The sequence below is a fragment of the Curtobacterium pomorum genome, from assembly GCF_044497295.1.
Taxonomy (GTDB): Bacteria; Actinomycetota; Actinomycetes; order Actinomycetales; family Microbacteriaceae; genus Curtobacterium.
In genome coordinates this window covers 1514269-1536484 of the sequence record NZ_CP172409.1, presented here as the reverse complement: position 1 = coordinate 1536484, position 22216 = coordinate 1514269, and the positions used below count along the sequence as shown (strand labels likewise).

Sequence of the window (22216 nt, the reverse complement as noted above, 5' to 3'; positions counted from 1 at the left end):
TCGTGGTCAGCCCTTCGCCGGCTTCAGTGCCTTGAAGATCTCGGCGTTGTCCGGGCTCGCCCAGACCGCCGGGAAGGCGTAGAGGTCGTCCTTCGTGGGCCAGCCGGTGAACTTCGCCGCGTGGAACTCGCTCGTCGTGCCGCCGGTCATGACGGGGATGTACGGCAGGTCCTCGACGATGTGCTGCTGGATGGTGTCGAGCTCCGGCTGCGTGGCGGCGGTGTCCTCGGGGTTGATCGTGGCGAGCTTCGCGATGGCCTTGTCGACGTCGGGGTTGCTGTACCGCGAGATGTTCATCGGGGCCGCTTCACCGACCTTCGCGGTGTTCGCCGTCGTGAAGTAGTTGTTGTACAGGTAGTACGGGTTCGCCGTCGGGCCCTGGCCGAGCGAGTCGATCGCGAGCTCGAAGTTGCCCTTGGTCTTCTTGTCGGTCCACTCGTTCCACGACGACTGCTGCGCCTTGAGCTCGATGCCCGCGGCCTTGAGCTGCTGCGTCATCGTGTCGATCGCGGTGATGTAGTCGGTCCAGCCGGTGACGACCTCGACGGTCAGGGACAGCTTCTTGCCGTCCTTGGCGTAGATGCCATCAGCGCCCTTCTTCCACCCGGCGTCCTCGAGCGTCGACGCGGCGGCGGCCTTGTCGGCGGTCTCCGGCATCACGGCGGGCTCGATGTCCTTCGAGATGGTGTCCTTCTGCGTCGTGGTGAGCGCGAAGGTCGGCGAGATCTCGCTCGCGGTGTTCTCGAACGCCAGCGAGTTGAGCTGCTTGCGGTTGATGGCGTCGGCGATGGCGTGGCGCACGGCCGGGTCGGTCTGCGGGCCGGCGCAGCCGAGGTCCGTGTTCGCGCAGGTGAGCAGCGCCATCTGGTTCTGGCCGACGGTGATGCCGTCGTAGCCGTTGTAGTTGCCGGCGATGTCGTCCATGTTCGGCACCGGGCCGGTCTGCCAGTCGATCGAGCCCTGCTTGAGCGCGTCGGCGCCGGCGGTGTTGCCGGAGAGCGACAGGTAGCGGATGGTCTTCACGGCCGGGGCGCCGTCCCAGTACTTCTTGTTCGCCTCGAGGGTGAAGGCCTGCGCCTTGAAGGTGCCGAGCGTGTACGGGCCGGTGCCGACGGGCTCGCGCACGACGTCGGTGGTCGGGTCGATGTCCTTCCACAGGTGCTCCGGCACGATCCAGGTCTTGCCGAGCAGGTTCGGGCCGAGCACGAACGACGGCTTGTCGAACGTCACGACGACCTTGTCGTCGCCGTCGGCCTTCGCGGTGCCGTCGTAGCCGATCGAGTTCAGGGCCTTCTGCTTCGTGAGCATGTCGAGCGTGAAGACGACGTCCTTCGACGTGAAGGGCTCGCCGTCGCTCCAGGTCGCCCCGTCGCGCAGCGTGATGGTGAGCTGGGTGCCGTCCGTGTTCCACTCGTAGGACTTGCCGAGCAGCGGCTTCGGGTCCTTCGTGTTCACGTTCGTGATGAAGAACAGCGACTCGTAGATCGTGCCGACGCCGCCGATGTTGGACGGCGACCACGGGTTGAAGTTGATCTGGTAGTCGCCGGACTGTCCGGTGTAGGCGACCAGGGTCGAGGCGGCGTCGCCCTTCGTGCTGGCGCTGCCGCTCGCGCTGCAGCCGCTCAGCGCGAGGCCGGCGGCGAGGAGTACGGCGGCGCCGATGGCGAGCCGTGAACGGGTTGGGTTGAACATCGTTGTCCTCTCGGTCTGCGTCGTCGCAGGATCCACGTTGTGAGCGTGATTGTTACACGCGTAAACTAAGGCGGTCAAGGGGTCGTGTCACGGCCCCGTAACGATGAGGAGACGCAATGGAGCGGACCACCCTGGACGGCACGTGGACGGTCGAGGCGGTGCACGGACCGGCACAGGCCGATGCGCACCGGGAGCCGGTCACCGCGATCGTCCCCGGCTGCGTACACACCGACCTGCTGCGGGCGGGTCGGATCGCCGACCCGTTCGACGGCGACAACGAGGCCGCGACCCAGTGGATCGGCGACACGGTCTGGCGGTACCGCCGCACGTTCGAGTGGTCGGGCACGGACACGCACGACCGCCACGACCTGGTCGCCGACGGTCTCGACACCCTCGCGACGATCGAGCTGAACGGCGTCGTCGTCGCGACCACCGCGAACCAGCACCGCGCGTACCGGTACCCCGTCGGGCATCTGCTGCGCCCCGGCGCGAACGAGCTCGTCGTCACCTTCGACGCCCCGGTCCCCGCGGCCGAGCGGCTGTCCGCCCTGCACGGCGGCGAACTCCCCCACGTCAACCACCACCCCTACAACGCGCTGCGCAAGAACGCGTCGAACTTCGGCTGGGACTGGGGCATCGACGTCGCCACGAGCGGCATCTGGAAGTCGATCGGCATCGAGTCGTGGAGCGGCGCCCGCATCGCGGCCGTCCGCCCGCTCGTCGACGTGGACCGTACCACCGGCGTGCTCACCGCGCACGTGGACGTCGAGTTCGCCGGCTCCTCCGGCGCCTTCTCGCAGGCCATCGGCAGCGCGCCCGTCGCGTCCGCGGGCGGTGACGCCGCTGCCGGACTGGAGGCCCGGATCACCCTGGCCCCGCACCACGCGTCCGCAGCGCGCCCCGGTGCGGACACCGTGCCTCCCGTCCGCCCCGCCGACCACGCGGAGACCGCCGGCCGGGTCGTCGGCGCGCGCCCCGTCGTGACCGGTCCGGACCGCACGGCCGGGTCCGCCGTCGTGCGGCTCGAGGTGCCCGAGGTCGCCGTCTGGTGGCCGCGCGGCGAGGGCGACCAGCCGTTGTACGACGTCCGGGTCGAGGTCGGCGACGACGTCTGGACCGGCCGCGTCGGGTTCCGCACCGTCACGCTCGACACCGCGGCCGACGCCGGTGGAGCGCCGTTCCTGCTCCGGGTGAACGACCGGCCCGTGATCGTGCGCGGCGCGAACTGGATCCCCGACCACGCGTACCTGACCGAGATGACGCCCGAGCGCTACGCCGACCGGATCGACGACGCGATCGACGCGAACGTCAACCTGCTCCGCATCTGGGGCGGCGGGATCTACGAGTCCGACGACCTGTACGACCGGTGCGACGAACTCGGCGTGCTCGTCTGGCAGGACTTCCTGTTCGCCTGCGCCGCCTACGCCGAGGAACCCTGGCTCGCCGACGAGGTCGAGCCCGAGGTCCGCGAAGCCGTCACCCGGCTCAGCCCGCACCCGTCGCTCGTGGTGTGGAACGGCAACAACGAGAACCTCGTCGCGTACGCCGAGTGGGGGTGGCGCCCGTCGCTCGTCGGCCGGACCTGGGGCAACGGCTACTACCGCTCGCTGCTGCCGTCCATCGTCGCCGAGCTCGACCCGACCCGTCCGTACACGCCGGGCAGCCCGTTCTCGTTCGACGAGTACCTGACGCCGAACGACGAGCGGAACGGCAGCGTGCACATCTGGGACGTCTGGAACCGGCTCGACTACCGCGCCTACGCCGACTGGAACCCGCGGTTCGTGGCGGAGTTCGGGTTCCAGGGGCCGCCCGCGTGGTCGACCCTGACCGCGGTGGTCCACGACGAGCCGCTCGACCCGGACGGCCACGAGATGCTCGTGCACCAGAAAGCCGACCAGGGCAACCAGAAGCTCGCCGACGGCATGCGCGGGCACCTGCCCGCACCGACGAGCATCGAGGACTGGCACTGGGCCGCGCAGCTGAACCAGGCGCACGCGATCCGCTTCGGCATGGAGTGGTTCCGGTCCCGCACGCCCGACAACACCGGCATGATCGTCTGGCAGCTCAACGACGACTGGCCCGTGGTGTCCTGGGCACTCGTCGACCACGCGGGCATCCGGAAGCCGGTCTGGTACGCGGTGCGGCAGGCCTACCAGCCGGTCCTGCTCACCGTGCAGCCCGCTGCGTCCGGTGCTGCCGGTGCTGCGGGTGGGCTCGACGTCGTGCTCGTGAACGCGTCCGGGGCATCGGTCGCCGAGGAGGTCACGGTCTCCCGCGTCGCGTTCGACGGCACCGTGCTCGAGTCGTCCTCGTTCCCGCTCACCGCCGGGCCCGCCGACGCCGACCGGGTCACGCTGCCGGCTGCGCTCGCAGTGCCCGAGGATGCCGGCTCCGAGGTGCTGGTCGTCACCGGGGCAGGGACCCGCACGGTGTTCGACTTCGCCGAGGTCGTCGATCAGGTCCTCGCCCGGTCGCCGCTCTCGACGTCGGTCACGGCGACCGACGACGGGGCGGTCGTGACGGTGACGGCGACGTCCTACGCGCGGGACGTCTCGCTGTTCCCGGACCGCGTGGACCCGGCCGCTCGGGTCGACGACGGCCTGGTGTCCCTGCTCGCCGGCGAGTCGGTGACGTTCACGGTGACGGGTGCGCCGGGCATCGACCCCGAGGCGCTCGTCGGCCCGCTCGTCCTCCGCCACGCGGGCTCGCTGCTCCCCTGACGCGGGCGCCCGCTCGCCGACCGTGCTGTCGGCGAGCGGGCGATCCGCTCGGCAGGGGGCGGGTCAGTCGAGGGCGGTCAGTTCGAACACGATCGCGGTCGCGGGGGCCAGCAACGGCAGCCGCGCCCCGACGTCCTCGAGCACCGCCCCCGACAGCTCCAGGTGCCCGCGAACGAGCCACGCCGGCGGCACCATATCGAGCCCGTGCGGCACCCGCAGCCCCGCGACCGGGGCCAGCCGGTAGCGCCGAGCCCGGTCGAGCCCCCGCATCCGCAACGGCACCGGCAGCGACTGCGGCCCGGTCTCGGTCCGTGCGACCCGCACCAGCGCCCGCGACCGGTCGACGGCCACCACCGAGGTCGCCACGAGCCCGGGGTCGCCGAACTCCAGGTGCCGCAGCCGCCCGGTGTGCAGGAGCCCGCGCTCCCGCTTGTACAGCGCCGTCCACGCCCGCAACCGGTCGAGCTCCGACGGTGACAGCCGGGTGACGTCGGTCTCGATGCCGGCGGAGCCGAACAACGACACCGCCATCCGGAAGTCCAGGTCCAGGTGCCGTCCGGTGGTGTGCGAGACCGAGGGGCCGACGTGCGAACCGATCAGCTCGAGCGGCAGCAGCGCCTCGGTCCAGCGCTGGATCGGCAGCCGTTCGAAAGCGTCGTTGGAGTCCGACGGCCACACCCGGTCGGTGCGCTCAAGCACGCCGAGGTCCACTCGGGCGCCCCCGCTCGCGCACGCCTCGATCTCGAGCCACGGGTGCCGGGCGCGCAGGGCGTCCATCAGCGCCCAGACCCCGCGGGTGTGCGCGTCGATGCCGGCGCGTCCGGCGTGCACCGCGTGCACGATGTCGCGGTTCTGGTCCCACTTCACGAAGTCGACGTGGTGTGCCGCGATCACGGCGGACATCGCCTCGAGCACGTACGCCCGCGCGAGCGGGTTCGCCATGTCGAGCACGTACTGGTTCCGCCAGGTGCGGACGTCGTCCTCGGGGCGCTGCAGCAGCCACTCGGGGTGCGCCGCAGCGAGTTCGGACACCGGACTCACCATCTCGGGCTCGAACCACAGTCCGAACTCCATGCCGAGTCCGCGGACCCGGTCGACCAGCGGGCCGAGGCCGTCGGGCCACACCGTCGGGTCGACGCGCCAGTCACCGAGCGACGTCGAGTCCGAACGCCGTCCGAGGAACCAGCCGTCGTCCAGCACGAACCGCTCGACGCCGATGTCCGCCGCGGTCTCGGCCAGGGCCACCAGGGGCGCGAGCTCCTGCCGGAAGTAGACGGCCTCCCAGGTGTTGAGCACCACGGGCCTCGGGCGCTTCGGGTGGCCGGGGCGGCTGCGGAGTGAGTCGTGCAGCCGGTCGGACAGGCCGTCCAGCCCGGCGTCGCTCCAGACGAAGACGGCGTCGGGCGCGGCGAAGGACTCCCCCTGCTCGAGGACGACCTCGCCGGCGCGCAGGAGTTCCCCGGCGCCGAGCAGCGGTCGCGCTTCGGCGAGCACGTCGTACCGGTGCACCGAGTCGGCGCTCCAGGCCAGGTGCACGCCCCAGACCGCACCGGAAGCATCCGAGAACCCGGGCGTCCCGAGCACGAGCAGCGTCGGGGCGTCGTGGCCGGTGCGACCACGACGGCTCTCGCGCGCGTGGCTCCCGGCAGTCAGGGCTCGACGCTGCGGGGTCCGCTCCCGGGTCCAGCGTCCGGCCAGGTCGAGCACCTCGCCGACCCGTTCGTCGACGGGCAGCGTCGCCTCGAGCGCCTGCAGGTGCACGGGAACGGCGGCCCCGTTCGTCACGGTGTGCCCGACGCGCAGCACCCCCGCGCCGTCGAGCCGGAAGGCACTCCGCAGCAGCAGTTCGTCGGACACCGCGGTGACGACCAGGGAGCCCGGCTCCGCGGTCACCTCGACGTCGCGCCACCGCGGCACGAGCGGCAGCCCGTCGACGTGCCCCGCGATCCCCGGTCGGCCCTCCCACCCGTCGCGTTCGGTCGGCAGCACCGTCAGCGGCCAGGGTGCGTCGAGGGCGCTCGGTCCGAGCGGCCGTCCGACCGCGAGCCGCAGGTCGTCGCCGTCGCTCTCCGCGACGGATCCGACGTCGCGGCCCCAGTGCAGCACCTCGGGCAGTCCCTCGTCGGCGGTCGCGAGCACGAGCGACACCCCTCCGTCGCGCAGGACGTGCACCCGCCGGCCGTCCAGCGCGTGCGCCGGCGCCGGGTCGCGGTCCACGACGGTCACGACGCACGCTCCTCGCGCAGGACGCGGACGCGTCCCGCGGGGACGACGGTCTCCGGCCCGTGGCCGGAACCGTCGAGAAGGTCCGTACCGGACGCGGTGACCGTGACGTCGTCAGCGCGGTGGTTGACGAGGAACAGGAACACGGAACCGTCGTCGTGGACGCGGCGCACCGCCTCCAGGCCGGGAGGCGCGGTGACCGTCCGCGGGAGCGCGCGCTCCTCGATGACCCGGTCCACGAGCCGCTGGGTGCTCTGGGCAGGCAGCATCGCGGACACGTACCAGGCGCCGCCGCCGACGGCGCGGCGCGTGACCGCTGCGCGGTCCGCGAGCGGGCCAACCGTGTACCGGAGCACGACGTCGGCGTCGTCGACCACCACGGCCTCGGCCCAGTCGGTAACGGTCCCGCCGTCGTCGAGCGTGCGGGTCTCGTCGCGCTGCAGCGGGGTGAACTCCTCGCTCCAGGCGCCGAGCACCTGCCGGAACGCGCCCGGGTAGCCACCGGCGCGGATGCGGGCGGTCTCGTCGGCCACGCCGGACAGGTAGGTGACGATCAGGGTCGCACCACGGTCGACCACCGCGGCGATCCGCGCGGCGGTGGCGTCGTCGACGACGAGCATCGTCGGGACGACGACCACGTCGTACCCGTCGAGGTCGGCGTCCGAGGGCACGACGTCGGTGAGCACCTGCCGGTCGTGGAACGCGGCGTACCAGGCACGGAGCTCCCGCGAATACCGCAGGGCTCGGTGCGGCTTCAGCCCGGACTGCAGCGCCCAGCCGGACGGCTCGTCGACGACGATCGCGACCCGCGCCGGCTCGACGCGGGTGCCCTGCACCGGGGCGAGGTCACGGAGTGCACGGCCGAGCGCGACGACCTCCCGCCAGATGCGCGTGCGGGTGCCGGCGTGCGGGACCATCGCGGAGTGGAACTGCTCGGCCCCCGCGGTCGACGCCCGCCACTGGAAGAACAGCGCGCCGTCGGATCCGCGGGCGACGTGCACGAGCGAGTTCCGCAGGATCTCCCCCGGCTCCTTCGCCCGGTTGCGCTGCTGCCAGCTCGGACCACCCGTCGAGTGCTCCATGAGCAGCCAGGGGTTCCGGCCGTCGGTGATGCCGCGCATCCGGTCGGCGGCGAGGGCGAGGTCCTGCTCGCGGTGCGGGTCGTCGACGAGCGTGTAGTGGTCGTTGGCCGGGATCGCGACGTGCTTCGCCCACTCGGCGTAGTCGACGACCTGCGATCCCGCACCGACCATGAAGTTCGTCGTGACGGGGACGTCCGAGTGCTGCTCGATGACGGCCTTCTCGGCGTCGAAGTGCCGGAGCAGGGCGTCGGAGGAGTACCGCTCGAAGTCCAGCGCGAGGCCGGGGTTCGGTGCGCCGCCGACGCCTCGAGGCGGCGAGACCTCGTCGAAGGACGTGTAGGTGTGCCCCCAGAACGCCGTTCCCCACGCGGCGTTCGCGGCGTCGACGTCCCCGTACCGTGCGGCGAGCCAGCGTCGGAAGTCCGCTGCCGACTCCTCGCAGTAGCAGCGACCGTTCCCGCCGCCGAGCTCGTTGCTCACGTGCCAGAGCCGCACCGCCGGGTGGTGTCCGTAGCGTTCGGCCAGGGCACCGACGATCCGCAGGGCGTGCTCGCGGAAGACCGTCGAGGCGGCGCACCACCCGAGGCGTCCACCCGGCCGCTCGCGGCGTTCCGTGGCGTCCACCGGCAGGACCTCGGGGTGGGCGGTCAGCAGCCAGTTCGGCGGGGCGGCGGTCGGCGTCGCGAGGTCCACCGCGATGCCGTTCTCGTGCAGCAGGGCGATGACGTCGTCGAGCCAGTCGAAGGTGTACTCCCCCGGCGACCGCTCGAGCAGCGCCCACGAGAAGACCCCGATCGTGACCAGGTTCACCCCGGCCTCGCGCATCAAGCGGACGTCCTCGAGCCAGACCGCACGGGGCCATTGTTCCGGGCTGTAGTCGCCGCCGAACGACAAGCCGTCGGTCGGCCACGGGACGGTGGGGGCAGCGGTCACGGCATCTCCTTCGATGGGTGGACCGCACCAGCCTCCCGTCTCCGGCGACGTTTGTCAACGTGTGTAACTAACGCGTCGGGAGTGCTGCTTCGTCAGGTCTCGAGCAGCTGCCGGATCGCGACGACCGCACCCGCGCGCGCCCACTCCGAGAACTCGAACGGCTGCACCTCGACGGTCACCGGCTGCCGGTACGGAGCCAGGGCTGCCCGGAGTGCCTCGTCGACCGTCGAACGCGCCAGGTCGTACACCGGCAGTCCGTCCCCGGTCAGCACGATGGCGGCGGGATCGGCGATGTGGACCGCCGTCGCCAGGACGACTCCGAGCGCTCGGCCGGCGTCCACGAACGCGGATACGGCCCGCTCGTCGCCGTCGCGCGCGAGCTCGACGACCTGCTCGTACGTCGAGCCCTCCCGCCCGGCGTTGCGGACGATCACCGGGCTCGGCAGGAAGCTCGAGGCGCACCCCGCGTGCCCGATGCCGCAGTCGGGTCCCCCACCGAGGACCGGCAGGTGCCCGATCCGGCCGAGACGCCCGTGTTCACCGGTGGACACCTGCCCGTTCACGATGAGTCCGAGGCCGAGCCCCTCGCCGACGGTGACCAGGGCCATCGAGCCACGGCCGGCGCCGGCACCGAACCAGTGCTCCTTGACGGTCAGGGCATGGACGTCGTTCGCCGTGAAGGCAGCCAGCCCGGTGCGCTCCCGGACCATCCGCGCGAACGGGACGTCGGTCCACCCGAGGAACGGCGACGACGCCACGACGGCCTCTCCGCCCCGGACGAGCACGTCACCCGGCAGGGAGACCCCGACGGCACAGATCGCGGGGTGTGCGGCCCGGAGGCGCTCGTGCACCGCGCTGATCTGGTCGGCCAGGGCTTCCGGAACCGTGGACGCGACGGCTTCCTCGTGCAGGGCGAGCACGCGACCGCCCAGGTCGGTCACGGCGGCGTAGAGGCGCTCACGCGTCAGCTTCACCCCGAGGAACTCCCACTGCCCCGAGCTCGACTGCAGCAGCTCCGACGGCCGGCCAGTCGCACCCCGCACACCGGTGCCGACCTCAACGACGAGCCGGTGTGCCACGAGGATGCGCATCGCCCGGGTCAGGCTCGCCCGCGACAGCCCGAGCGACCGAGCGATCTCGGCGCGGGAAAGCGTGCCGTGGATGAGGATCTCCCGCAGTGCCAAGCGGGAACCCTCGGGCAGTGCCGGCCAGGCTTCGGTCATCGTTCCTCCGTCGTCGGCTGATCCTACGGCCTGCCCGGAAACGCAGAAAACCCCTGACCAGTGCTGGTCAGGGGTTCCCTGGTGTTACTGAGGTTAAGTCCGGCGGCGTCCTACTCTCCCACAAGGTCCCCCTTGCAGTACCATCGGCGCTGAGAGGCTTAGCTTCCGGGTTCGGAATGTGACCGGGCGTTTCCCTCTCGCTATGACCACCGGAACACTGTCGACCATGATCTGGTCTCAAACATGTCCCAGCTGCTACCCACGAATGGGCAGAGCGGTGTATTTAGTTTGATTCCCGATCGTCTGTCGGGAACCACAAAGTGGACGCGAGCCCGTGCAACAAGTGCACGGAAATCAGTGTGTTATCAAGTCTTCGGCTTATTAGTACCGGTCAGCTCCACGGGTCGTTAGTCCCCGCTTCCACATCCGGCCTATCAACCCAGTAGTCTGCTGGGAGCCTCTCACACTCAAGGTGCATGGAAATCTCATCTCGAAGACGGCTTCCCGCTTAGATGCTTTCAGCGGTTATCCGGTCCGAACGTAGCTAATCAGCGGTGCCCTTGGCAGAACAACTGACACACCAGAGGTTCGTCCATCCCGGTCCTCTCGTACTAGGGATAGATCTTCTCAAATTTCCAACGCGCGCAGCGGATAGGGACCGAACTGTCTCACGACGTTCTAAACCCAGCTCGCGTACCGCTTTAATGGGCGAACAGCCCAACCCTTGGGACCTACTCCAGCCCCAGGATGCGACGAGCCGACATCGAGGTGCCAAACCATGCCGTCGATATGGACTCTTGGGCAAGATCAGCCTGTTATCCCCGAGGTACCTTTTATCCGTTGAGCGACAGCGCTTCCACAAGCCACTGCCGGATCACTAGTCCCGACTTTCGTCCCTGCTCGACCTGTCAGTCTCACAGTCAAGCTCCCTTGTGCACTTACACTCGCCACCTGATTGCCAACCAGGTTGAGGGAACCTTTGGGCGCCTCCGTTACTCTTTGGGAGGCAACCGCCCCAGTTAAACTACCCATCAGGCACTGTCCATGAACCCGATCAGGGTCCTACGTTAGACATCCAGAGTGACCAGAGTGGTATTTCAACAATGACTCCACGAACACTAGCGTGCCCGCTTCACAGTCTCCCACCTATCCTACACAAGCCACACCGAACACCAATACCAAACTGTAGTAAAGGTCACGGGGTCTTTCCGTCCTGCTGCGCGTAACGAGCATCTTTACTCGTAGTGCAATTTCGCCGAGTTCGCGGTTGAGACAGCTGGGAAGTCGTTACGCCATTCGTGCAGGTCGGAACTTACCCGACAAGGAATTTCGCTACCTTAGGATGGTTATAGTTACCACCGCCGTTTACTGGGGCTTAAATTCAGAGCTTCGCCCAAAGGCTAACCCTTCCTCTTAACCTTCCAGCACCGGGCAGGCGTCAGTCCGTATACATCGTCTTGCGACTTCGCACGGACCTGTGTTTTTAGTAAACAGTCGCTTCCCACTGGTCTCTGCGGCCTTCAACGCTCACGGAGTAAATCCGGTCACGTGTCCGGCCCCCCTTCTCCCGAAGTTACGGGGGCATTTTGCCGAGTTCCTTAACCACGATTCTCTCGATCTCCTTGGTATTCTCTACCTGACCACCTGAGTCGGTTTCGGGTACGGGCGGCTGCAACCTCGCGTCGATGCTTTTCTCGGCAGCATAGGATCACTGATTTCCCCTTACGGGTACGCGTCGGATCTCAGGCACACAGACGACGGATTTGCCTATCGTCAGCCCTACATCCTTACACCAGGTTCACCTTACGGATACCATCGCCTGGCTCAGCTACCTTCCTGCGTCACACCTGTTCATACGCTAACCGCACCAGCATGGGGTCGAGCGTTAGACCGGCCACCATCACCCCGAAGGGATCCGGTCGTACCGGGTTAGGACTCTTAGCACCACTGGATTAGCTTGGGCGGTTGTTCGCCGGTACGGGAATATCAACCCGTTGTCCATCGACTACGCCTGTCGGCCTCGCCTTAGGTCCCGACTTACCCAGGGCGGATTAACCTGGCCCTGGAACCCTTGGTCTTTCGGAGGACGGGTTTCTCACCCGTCTTTCGCTACTCATGCCTGCATTCTCACTCGTGTAGCGTCCACGGCTGGATCACTCCGCCGCTTCACTCGCCACACGACGCTCTCCTACCACTCCGCACGACTGAACCACGAAGGCTTGTCAATGTGCGAAATCTACAACTTCGGTGGTGTGCTTGAGCCCCGTTACATTGTCGGCGCGGAATCACTTGACCAGTGAGCTATTACGCACTCTTTCAAGGGTGGCTGCTTCTAAGCCAACCTCCTGGTTGTCTATGCAACTCCACATCCTTTCCCACTTAGCACACGCTTAGGGACCTTAGTTGGTAGTCTGGGTTGTTTCCCTCTCGACGATGAAGCTTATCCCCCACCGTCTCACTGCTGCGCTCTCACTCACCGGCATTCGGAGTTTGGCTGACGTCAGTAACCTGTTGAGGCCCATCGGCCATCCAGTAGCTCTACCTCCGGCGAGAAACACGCAACGCTGCACCTAAATGCATTTCGGAGAGAACCAGCTATCACGAAGTTTGATTGGCCTTTCACCCCTATCCACAGCTCATCCCCTCCATTTTCAACTGAAGTGGGTTCGGTCCTCCACGACGTCTTACCGTCGCTTCAACCTGGCCATGGATAGATCACTTCGCTTCGGGTCTAGAACATGCGACTCAAACGCCCTATTCAGACTCGCTTTCGCTACGGCTGCCCCACACGGGTTAACCTCGCCACATATCACTAACTCGCAGGCTCATTCTTCAAAAGGCACGCCGTCACCCCTACTAAGGAGGCTCCGACGGTTTGTAAGCAAACGGTTTCAGGTACTATTTCACTCCCCTCCCGGGGTACTTTTCACCTTTCCCTCACGGTACTTGTCCGCTATCGGTCATCTGGGAGTATTTAGGCTTATCAGGTGGTCCTGACAGATTCACACGGGATTTCTCGGGCCCCGTGCTACTTGGGATACACATCCGGCCATAACACCATTTCGTCTACGGGGCTGGCACCCACTACGGCCCGGCTTTCAAACCGGTTCGACTATGATGCGCTGTAACCGCCCCAGTCCGGCAGAACTGAGTGACGTGTCCCACAACCCCGACCATGCAACGCCCGCCGGCTATCACACATGATCGGTTTAGCCTCATCCGCTTTCGCTCGCCACTACTCACGGAATCACATGTTGTTTTCTCTTCCTGTGGGTACTGAGATGTTTCACTTCCCCACGTTCCCTCTACCCGCCCTATATATTCAGGCGGGAGTCACCAGGTCACAAAAGCGCCCAGCGGGGTTTCCCCATTCGGAAATCCTCGGATCAGGGCTCGATTATCAGCTCCCCGAGGCTTATCGCAGATTTCTACGTCCTTCTTCGGCTCCAGATGCCAAGGCATCCACCGTTTGCTCTTAGAAACTTGACCACAAAGATTAAAATTGCGATCCGTCATCACCCACAACCATCAGCCCGAAGACCTCAGATCGATTGGATGACGCGAATCAAAGATGCTCGCGTCCACTGTGTAGTTCTCAACATACGATCGGCACCACACTCCCCACCGTCCAATGACAGTGCTTCATGCGGCCCAACGAAGGACCCTTAAGGCCCAACCCCCAACCCGCCTCACAGCAGATCAGGAAGCCTGGTCCCTCAGGACCCAACAACGTGCACCAGCCAGCCCGTGCGACACCAACCCGTTCCAACCCCGCAAGCGGAGCGTACTGAGGCCAGCACCATCGGTACCAGCTGCACTGTCAATGTTCCACCCATGAGCTACCCGTCGGACACGTTCGGTCCGAATCAGGCGCCTGGACACCACACGTGGTGCCAGATGCTCCTTAGAAAGGAGGTGATCCAGCCGCACCTTCCGGTACGGCTACCTTGTTACGACTTAGTCCTAATCACCGATCCCACCTTCGACGGCTCCTTCCACAAGGGTTAGGCCACCGGCTTCGGGTGTTACCGACTTTCATGACTTGACGGGCGGTGTGTACAAGGCCCGGGAACGTATTCACCGCAGCGTTGCTGATCTGCGATTACTAGCGACTCCGACTTCATGAGGTCGAGTTGCAGACCTCAATCCGAACTGAGACCGGCTTTTTGGGATTCGCTCCACCTTACGGTATCGCAGCCCTTTGTACCGGCCATTGTAGCATGCGTGAAGCCCAAGACATAAGGGGCATGATGATTTGACGTCATCCCCACCTTCCTCCGAGTTGACCCCGGCAGTCTCCTATGAGTCCCCGGCATAACCCGCTGGCAACATAGAACGAGGGTTGCGCTCGTTGCGGGACTTAACCCAACATCTCACGACACGAGCTGACGACAACCATGCACCACCTGTACACCGACCACAAGGGGGCGACCATCTCTGGCCGTTTCCGGTGTATGTCAAGCCTTGGTAAGGTTCTTCGCGTTGCATCGAATTAATCCGCATGCTCCGCCGCTTGTGCGGGCCCCCGTCAATTCCTTTGAGTTTTAGCCTTGCGGCCGTACTCCCCAGGCGGGGCGCTTAATGCGTTAGCTACGACACAGAAACCGTGGAAAGGTCCCTACATCTAGCGCCCAACGTTTACGGCATGGACTACCAGGGTATCTAATCCTGTTCGCTCCCCATGCTTTCGCTCCTCAGCGTCAGTTACGGCCCAGAGATCTGCCTTCGCCATCGGTGTTCCTCCTGATATCTGCGCATTCCACCGCTACACCAGGAATTCCAATCTCCCCTACCGCACTCTAGTCTGCCCGTACCCACTGCAAGCCCGAGGTTGAGCCTCGGGATTTCACAGCAGACGCGACAAACCGCCTACGAGCTCTTTACGCCCAATAATTCCGGACAACGCTTGCACCCTACGTATTACCGCGGCTGCTGGCACGTAGTTAGCCGGTGCTTTTTCTGCAGGTACCGTCACTTTCGCTTCTTCCCTACTAAAAGAGGTTTACAACCCGAAGGCCGTCATCCCTCACGCGGCGTTGCTGCATCAGGCTTTCGCCCATTGTGCAATATTCCCCACTGCTGCCTCCCGTAGGAGTCTGGGCCGTGTCTCAGTCCCAGTGTGGCCGGTCACCCTCTCAGGCCGGCTACCCGTCGTCGCCTTGGTGAGCCATTACCTCACCAACAAGCTGATAGGCCGCGAGTCCATCCCCAACCAAAAAATCTTTCCACCACCAGACCATGCGGCCAGTGATCATATCCAGTATTAGACGTCGTTTCCAACGCTTATCCCAGAGTCAGGGGCAGGTTACTCACGTGTTACTCACCCGTTCGCCACTAATCCACCCAGCAAGCTGGGCATCATCGTTCGACTTGCATGTGTTAAGCACGCCGCCAGCGTTCGTCCTGAGCCAGGATCAAACTCTCCGTAAAAAAATACAGACCCAACACCCGAAAGGTGCCAGACCGAGTTGATTCTGACTGTTGACTGTCTACTGACAATCTTCAATCCAAAAGGAATTGCCTCAAACCCAACCAACCCGAAGGAAGGCCAGGCACGAGGTCAATCAATAAATTGGCATTGACAATGTGCACGCTGTTGAGTTCTCAAGGACCAGACGCACTCCCCCGCTCGACACCCGAAGATGCTCCGCCAGAGAGGCTATGAAATCCGCTGCCCGGGGAAGAACCGTGGCGGACAAGATCTCCAGGTGGACCCAGGGACCGTCTCAGCCGTTCCGTTCTCCGCCGCCGTGGCAACGAGAGGTAACACTACACAGGCTCCGAGGGCCTCGCCAACCGTTGTCCCTCCCGGGCGTGTCGGCGCGGGAGGCCCCGTCGACGCAGGGTCTACTCGGCGGCAGCGAGCTGCCCGCAGGCCCCGTCGATCTCCTTGCCGCGGGTGTCGCGCAGGGTCGTCGGGATGCCCGCGGCGTTGAGTCGGCGGACGAACTCGTCCTGCACGTGCACCTCGGACGAGGTCCACACGGAGCCCGGCGTCGGGTTGAGCGGGATCGGGTTGACGTGCACCCAGCCCTTTCCGCGCTTGTTGAGCTTCTCGGCGAGCAGGTCGGCACGCCAGGCGTGGTCGTTCATGTCCTTGATGAGCGCGTACTCGATCGAGACACGGCGGCCCGTCTTGACGTAGTAGTTGTGCGCGGCGTCGATCGCCTCGTCGGCCTTCCAGCGCGAGTTCACCGGGATGAGCTCGTCGCGGAGTTCGTCGTCCGGGGCGTGCAGCGACAGTGCGAAGGTCACCGGGATGTCCTCCTCCGCCAGCTTGAGGATCGCGGGGACCAGCCCGACGGTCGAGATCGTGATGCCACGGGCGCTCATGCCGAGGCCGTTCGGCTGCGGCGCGACCATCAGTCGGACGGCGTCCATCACCCGCTTGTAGTTGGCGAGCGGCTCCCCCATGCCCATGAACACGATGTTCGTCACGCGCTCGGCGTCGACGCGGTCCTTGCCGCCCTTGCGGGGATCGCCACCGAGCTCCCCCGCGGCGATGGCCGCGTTGGCCCGAACGATCTGCTCGATGATCTCGGCGGTCGACATGTTGCGGGTCAGACCCGCCTGACCGGTGGCGCAGAACGGGCAGTTCATGCCGCAGCCGGCCTGCGACGAGACGCAGAGCGTGATGCGACCCGGGTACCGCATGAGCACCGACTCGACCAGGGCGCCGTCGTGCAGCTTCCACAGGAACTTGATGGTGTCGCCGTTGTCCGTCGCCAGGCGTCGGGTCTCGGTCAGCAGGGGCGGCAGCATCCCGGCGACGAGCTGCTCGCGCTGGGCCGCGGGCAGGTCGGTCATCTTGTCCGGGTCGGACGTGTAGTGCGTGAAGTAGTGGGTCGCGAGCTGCTTCGCCCGGAAGCCCGGCAGGCCGAGTTCCTTGACGCGTGCCTCGCGCTCCGCTGCCGTCAGGTCGGCGAGGTGGACGGGCGGCTTGCCACGCTTCGGCGACGCGAACTGCAGCAGCGGACGGCCGTCGGTGTCGGTCGCCTGCTTCCAGCCCTCGGTGCGCGGACGCACCTGCGGACGAGCAGACTGCTGCTGTTCGAACGGAGTGCGGGTCTCGGAAGCCATCGGACCAGGATACGGGAGGCCCGTGACACGGTGGTGCCGGACCCTCCGGTGGCCGGGATGGTCACCGTCGACGGCCCCGCCTGCGTCGGGTCAGCTGCCGGCGGGCAGCAGGCGCGCGAAGTGGTGCGCGGCCGAGTACATCGGCACGATGTCGACGACCTCGCCCGGGTGCGGGGCCTGCAGCACGAGTCCCTGGCCGAGGTAGAGGCCGACGTGGTCCTCGTCGTCGTACACGACCAGGTCGCCGGGCAGCGCCTCGGACTCGGGGATCGTCGTCGCGGCGGCGTCCTGCGTCGGCACGTAGTGGACGAGCGGGATGCCGACCGCGGCGTACGCGACCATCGTCAGGCCGGAGCAGTCGATGCCCTCGTGGCTCGCGCCGCCCTCGACGTAGGGGTCCCCCATGTACTGCAGGGCGGTCTCGACGATCGTGGCGCGGTCTCCCCCGGCGGACAGCGCCGCCGACAGGGCCGACTGCGCCTGGGCCGTCGTGACGCCGAAGCGCAGGTCGAGCGTCGGGTACGAGACGACGGTGGTCGTGGTGGTCATGCCGTCGGTGGTGACGACGGGGACCTTGACGTCGTGCGCCACGGTGAAGGTCTGCGCGGCCTGTGCGGTCGTCGTGCCCTGCTGCGTCTCCGCCGGGGTCGCCGCGTTCGCCGGCACGGCCAGCGTCAGGCTCGAGGTCACGGCGATCGCGGGTGCGAGCAGGATCGCGGCGCGCTTGGCGTTCGCGGCGCGGCGGATGTGCCGGGGGTCCACGGCGCGCTCGGCACGCAGCACGGCCGTCCGGCTCAGGACGGCCGCACCGGCGACCGAGGCCACGGGTGCCGAGGCGACGGGTGCGGGGCGCGACTGCATCCGGACGGTGCGGGTCGGCTTCGGGTGCTCGACGAACGTCGCCCGTGCGGCGGCGGGCCCGAGCGCCGAGCGCCGACCACGGGGACGCAGCTGCTGCGGTTCCGGCGACGGCGATGCGGCTTCCACCGCGGTACGCGGGGTCGCTCGCGAGAGCTGTCGGTCATCGGCTGCTGCAGGCAGGGCGTGGCGTCCCATGGGTCCTTCCGGGTCGGGACCGCTGGGCGATCCGGAAAGTAACGTATTGGTCACGGCCCGGATCGCGGCTGGGCAGTCCCGGAGTGTTCCTGCGGCTCGTCACAGGAACCGGCGGTCATCGCAGGTCGCTCGGATGCCGCGGATCCGCGATCCAGGCGCCGTGGACCCGGCCTCAGACGGACGCGACCCGCATGACGGCGGCGATCCGGGCCTCCCGGTCGGACGACAGGCGATCGAGGCGAGCCGCCAGCGCCACGACGGACGCGTCGACCGGGGCGTCCCCCGAGATGTCCCCCGGTACCGGGACGCCGGCGCGGACGGCGAGCGGCAGGACGCCGGCCCAGACCGTGTGGTCCTCGCCGTCGTCCGGTGCCTCGCCGTTGCCCTGGAAGCGCAGCTTCACGCTCGCGCGGTCGAGGGGCAGCTGCAGGACCTGGGTGGCGCGGACCTCCTTCGCGGTCGTCTCGCGGACCTCGTCGCGGCGGCCGGGCATGAGGTGGTCGGCGACCTGCCAGAGCGCCTCGGTGCGGAGCTCGGGCGGCACGACCGTCGCGGCGCCGGCGATCATCGCGCTGCGGTAGTTCGCCGAACTGTCGAAGGTCGAGCGGGCGAACACGAGCCCGTCCAGGTGCGTGACCGTCGCTGCGACCTGCACGCCGGCCGGTCCGGCCTCGAGGAAGAGGCCGCCGCCCGTCGAGCCGTGCAGCAGCAGGACCGGTCCGGTGCCGAGGTCGCCGACGCCGCACAGGAAGGGCAGCACGATCGGGTGGCCGCCGCGGACGAACCCGACGTGGGCGACGTGGGCCTCGGCGAGGATCGCGCGGAGCACGGCGGGGTCGTCGGACTGGCGCTCCCGGATGCGACGGACGCGCAGGTCGGGGCCGTCGGTGGGCTCGCACTGGTGGGGCGTGGTGCTCATGCGGGCCACGCTAGATTCGTCAGTGGTCCAGTACATGGACCAGATCGAGGTGATCCCGGTGGACCAGTCCGGCAAGACCGCGGGGGTCGTGGCGCGCATCCGGCGCATGGTGCACGACGGCACGCTGCGCGAGGGCGATCCGCTGCCCTCGACCCGGGCGTTGGCAGCCGAGCTCGGTGTCGCGCGCGGCACGGTCGTCGCCGCGTACGACCAGCTCGACGGCGAGGGCTGGATCCGGACGCGGCACGGTGCCGTGGCGCGGGTGGTCGCGTCGGCCGGCGCGGCCACCGCTGCCGTCCCGGTCGCCGCCCGACCCGGGGTCCGGCCGGCGGCGACCGACCCGAGCGCGGCGCCGTCAGCGTCGGTGGCGGCCACCGCGGCCCGGATCGTCGACTGCCGCCCCGGGGTCCCCGCCGTCACCGCGATCGCGCAGCGGGACTGGCGCGCGGCCTGGCGGGCGGCGGCCGACGCGCCACTGCGGAACGCGGTCGCGGACCCCCTCGGTACGGCGGAGCTCCGAGCGCAGGTCGTCGCGCAGCTCGGCCTGGGTCGCGGGTTCGCCCCGTCGGTCGACCGGGTGCTGCTGACCGCGGGGACGTCCGAGGCACTGTCGCTCGTCACCGAGGCACTCCGCGTGCACCTCGACCGCGCACCCGTGTTCGCGGTCGAGGACCCGGGGTACCGGACCGGTCAGCGTGCCGTGCTCAGTGCGGGCGGGACCGTGGTCGGCATCCCGCTGGACGACGACGGGATGGACCTCGACGCGCTGACGGCCGCCCCGCCGGTGGACGTCGTGCTCGTCACGCCGACGCACCAGTACCCGCTCGGTTCCGTGATGCCGGTGGCACGACGGCAGCGACTGCTCGCCTGGGCCGCGGCGACCGGCACGCTCGTGGTCGAGGACGACTACGACTCCGAGTTCCGGCACCGCGGCAGCCCCGTGCCCGCACTCGCGGCGCTCGACACCGAGGGGGTGGTGCTGCACGTCGGCGGGTTCTCGAAGACGCTCGACCCGCGGTTGCGCTGCGCCTACGTCGTGCTACCGGCTGCGGCGGCTCGTCCCGGTACCGCCCCTGAGCGCTCCGCCGCGGTGCTGGCTGCCCGTCGCGCCCGCGGCGCGGTCGTCGCCGAACCGGTGCAGGTCGCGCTCGCGCACCTGCTCCGGACCGGCGCGCTCCGCCGGCACCTCGGCCGGGTCCGACGCGACTACACGCACCGTCGCGCACGGATCGCGGCTCGGCTCGACGGCGTCGCCGGACTGGAGGCCCGTGCACTGACCGGTGGACTGCACGCGGTGGTCGTGTGGTCGGGTCCGGCGACCGGACGGGACGTCGCCGCGCGGATGGCGGACGGCGGCGTGCTCGTCTCGACGCTCGAGGAGTACGGGATGGCGCCCGGCAGCACGCCGGCCGGGATCGTGCTCGGGTACGGGGCGGTGACGGTCCCGGAGCTGGACCGGGCGCTGGACGCGCTGGTCGCGGCGGTCGAGCGGGCCTAGAGCCTTCGGTGGCGCTGGTGCCCCGGGTGCACTCGGTCCGCGGGGCGACCCGTGATCAGCCGCCGGTCTGGGCGGTCGCCACCACGTTCGAACCGGCCTGCTGGCACGCGGTGTTCAGGGTGCGCCCGACGAGCTCCCACTCGGGGCTGTCGTCGAGCGCCGGCCCCGACGTGGGCGCCGGGTGGGCGTCCAGGTACTCGAGTGCGTAGTCGATGGCGTCGTCGAGCCGCTCGTCGCTGCTCGACAGGTGCTCGTAGCCGAAGCGCTCCGCGGCGATGAGCGCCTCGTACTGCGCATCGGACAGGACACCGCGGGAACGACCGTCCGAGGCGTTCAGGGCGATCGTCGACAGCGCGCTGAGCTGCCCGCAGACGGCCGCGGCGCTCCGGTCCTCCTCCATCGGGTCCACCCTGGGGGACGCCGGCGCGTCCACCGCTGCGTCCGCTGACCGAGCGCTCGACGAGGTCGGCGCCGGTGCCGACGAGGCGTCGGCCGAGCACGACGTCAGGGAGACGGACGCGAGCAGTGCACCGACGACCAGGGGCAGCGCGAGTCGGAGGGAAGTCATGCCCGCCATCGTGGCAGCGAAGTGGTCAGATCCGGGGCGTCGTGTCGCGATCGAGACCTCGTCGGTACCGGATCGTGAGCAACCGGGCGAGCCGGTGGTCAGGGTCGCTGCAGGTGTGCGCGCACCTGTGCTTGCACGGCGGCGGCGTCGCGGTGGTCCCAGAGCGCGAAGTGCGTGCCGCCCGGCAGCGTGACGAGCTCCGCGCCGGGGATCGCTGCGGCGGCGCGGGTGCTGTCGTCCGGCCGGACCTCGGTGTCGGCGTCGCCGTGCACCAGGAGCGTGGGAGCCCGGACGGCACCGAGGTCGAGCGACCCCACGGCCGCGAGCTGGCGCACGTCGTTCTCCCAGCCGGTGCGTCTCGGCCCGGAGGCGTTGCCGGTGCGTGCGAGCCCGAGCAGGAACGCCCGCCGGTCGGGGTCGGCGAGGACGCCGGCGACGTGGACGCGGAGGGCCCCGCCGCGCAGGGTGCTCACGCCGGCCACTGCGGCGCGTGCTGCTGCGGCCGGGGCGATGCGCGCTGCGGCCGCTGCCATCCCGGCGCCGAACGCCGTGCCGGTCACGAGTCGTTCGGCCAGGCCGACAGGTCCGGGGACCCAGCGACCGGACACCCCGGACGCGACGGCGAGCGCACTGACCCGGTCCGGGTCGCGGACGGCCAGACGGTACGCGGCCGGGGCGCCACCGGACCACGCCAGCACGCCGACCCGGTCGATGCCGAGGTCGTCGAGGAGCGCGGCGAGCCGGTCGGCCTCGTCGTCGATCGTGGCGTGGTCGCTGTCGAACGGGGTGCCGAGGTACCCGGGCCGCGAGACCGTGACCACCCGGAAGTCCTCGGACGGCAAGAAGCCGGCCATCAGCTCGGCGACGTCGATGCCGCCGGGGCTGCCGTGCAGGACGAGCACGGGGACGCCGGTGTCGGAGCCTCGGGTCCCGACCTCGACGCCGTGGGTGACCGCTCGGGCCGAAGGGGGCATGGCCCGACGATACTGCGGGCTCGGCTGCGGCGTCGGCGTGCGGGTCAGCGGCCCTCGGGGCGCGCGGAGCCGCGGGTGCTCACGAGGTCGGCGAGGGACGGCTCGGCCTCGTCGGTGGGCACGGCCCAACCACGTCGGGCGGCCTTGCGGACGAGACGGTAGGTGGTGACCTGGACGGGCTCCACCCCGTCGGCGGATTCGTAGTTCGTCATCGTGGTTTCTCCCTGAATAGCGAGTGGTTCGCTGCA

The 22216-nt window shown here is 68.3% G+C and carries 12 protein-coding genes and 3 rRNA genes; 2 read left to right on the top strand and 13 right to left on the bottom strand.

What is annotated here, in order from left to right; genetic code table 11:
* Positions 1 to 6 precede the first annotated feature (6 nt).
* A complete protein-coding gene (locus ACGH48_RS07405; protein WP_340195891.1) occupies positions 7 to 1692 on the bottom strand; it encodes an ABC transporter substrate-binding protein in 1686 nt (561 codons plus the stop codon).
* 116 nt (positions 1693 to 1808) lie between these two features.
* Between ACGH48_RS07405 and ACGH48_RS07400 the strand changes: the two genes are divergently transcribed.
* Positions 1809 to 4412 (top strand): glycoside hydrolase family 2 protein, encoded by a 2604-nt coding sequence (locus ACGH48_RS07400; RefSeq protein ID WP_396290836.1) that lies wholly within the window; start codon positions 1809 to 1811, stop codon positions 4410 to 4412.
* Positions 4413 to 4475: 63 nt separating this feature from the next.
* On the opposite strand, the gene ACGH48_RS07395 is transcribed toward ACGH48_RS07400, so the two are convergent.
* The 9 genes from ACGH48_RS07395 to ACGH48_RS07355 all read right to left on the bottom strand — a co-directional run bounded on the left by ACGH48_RS07395 (position 4476) and on the right by ACGH48_RS07355 (position 18928).
* The gene (locus ACGH48_RS07395; RefSeq protein ID WP_396290834.1) at positions 4476 to 6638 is read right to left on the bottom strand and encodes an alpha-galactosidase; all 2163 of its coding nucleotides are present in this window, start codon (positions 6636 to 6638) and stop codon (positions 4476 to 4478) included.
* A complete protein-coding gene (locus ACGH48_RS07390; RefSeq protein ID WP_396290833.1) occupies positions 6635 to 8650 on the bottom strand; it encodes a beta-galactosidase in 2016 nt (671 codons plus the stop codon). The genes ACGH48_RS07395 and ACGH48_RS07390 overlap by 4 nt, the downstream gene beginning before the upstream one ends.
* Before the next feature lie 92 nt (positions 8651 to 8742).
* Positions 8743 to 9873, bottom strand: coding sequence for an ROK family protein (locus tag ACGH48_RS07385; protein WP_396290832.1), 1131 nt, complete (start codon positions 9871 to 9873; stop codon positions 8743 to 8745).
* A gap of 97 nt (positions 9874 to 9970) precedes the next feature.
* Positions 9971 to 10087 (bottom strand): 5S ribosomal RNA (rrf, locus tag ACGH48_RS07380).
* A gap of 147 nt (positions 10088 to 10234) precedes the next feature.
* Positions 10235 to 13362: ribosomal RNA gene (locus ACGH48_RS07375) — 23S ribosomal RNA — on the bottom strand.
* Positions 13363 to 13781: 419 nt separating this feature from the next.
* Positions 13782 to 15303 (bottom strand): 16S ribosomal RNA (locus ACGH48_RS07370).
* The 16S, 23S and 5S rRNA genes sit together here, the layout of an rRNA operon.
* A 417-nt stretch (positions 15304 to 15720) precedes the next feature.
* The gene (gene rlmN / locus ACGH48_RS07365) at positions 15721 to 16953 is read right to left on the bottom strand and encodes a 23S rRNA (adenine(2503)-C(2))-methyltransferase RlmN (protein WP_123314398.1); all 1233 of its coding nucleotides are present in this window, start codon (positions 16951 to 16953) and stop codon (positions 15721 to 15723) included.
* A gap of 90 nt (positions 16954 to 17043) precedes the next feature.
* Positions 17044 to 17940, bottom strand: a complete 897-nt coding sequence (locus tag ACGH48_RS07360; protein WP_396290830.1) for a C40 family peptidase — start codon at positions 17938 to 17940, stop codon at positions 17044 to 17046.
* 241 nt (positions 17941 to 18181) lie between these two features.
* A complete protein-coding gene (locus ACGH48_RS07355; protein WP_396290829.1) occupies positions 18182 to 18928 on the bottom strand; it encodes a pyridoxamine 5'-phosphate oxidase family protein in 747 nt (248 codons plus the stop codon).
* 34 nt (positions 18929 to 18962) lie between these two features.
* Between ACGH48_RS07355 and ACGH48_RS07350 the strand changes: the two genes are divergently transcribed.
* Positions 18963 to 20426 carry a PLP-dependent aminotransferase family protein gene (locus tag ACGH48_RS07350; protein ID WP_396290828.1) on the top strand — a complete coding sequence of 488 codons (1464 nt, stop codon included), beginning with the start codon at positions 18963 to 18965 and terminating at the stop codon, positions 20424 to 20426.
* A 55-nt stretch (positions 20427 to 20481) separates the two neighbouring features.
* On the opposite strand, the gene ACGH48_RS07345 is transcribed toward ACGH48_RS07350, so the two are convergent.
* The 3 genes from ACGH48_RS07345 to ACGH48_RS07335 all read right to left on the bottom strand — a co-directional run bounded on the left by ACGH48_RS07345 (position 20482) and on the right by ACGH48_RS07335 (position 22180).
* The gene (locus tag ACGH48_RS07345) at positions 20482 to 20994 is read right to left on the bottom strand and encodes a hypothetical protein (protein ID WP_396290826.1); all 513 of its coding nucleotides are present in this window, start codon (positions 20992 to 20994) and stop codon (positions 20482 to 20484) included.
* A gap of 98 nt (positions 20995 to 21092) precedes the next feature.
* Complete coding sequence (locus tag ACGH48_RS07340) at positions 21093 to 21968, bottom strand: alpha/beta fold hydrolase (RefSeq protein ID WP_396290825.1); 876 nt, start codon at positions 21966 to 21968, stop codon at positions 21093 to 21095.
* 44 nt (positions 21969 to 22012) lie between these two features.
* Positions 22013 to 22180 (bottom strand): hypothetical protein, encoded by a 168-nt coding sequence (locus ACGH48_RS07335; protein ID WP_185021522.1) that lies wholly within the window; start codon positions 22178 to 22180, stop codon positions 22013 to 22015.
* Positions 22181 to 22216 lie beyond the last annotated feature (36 nt).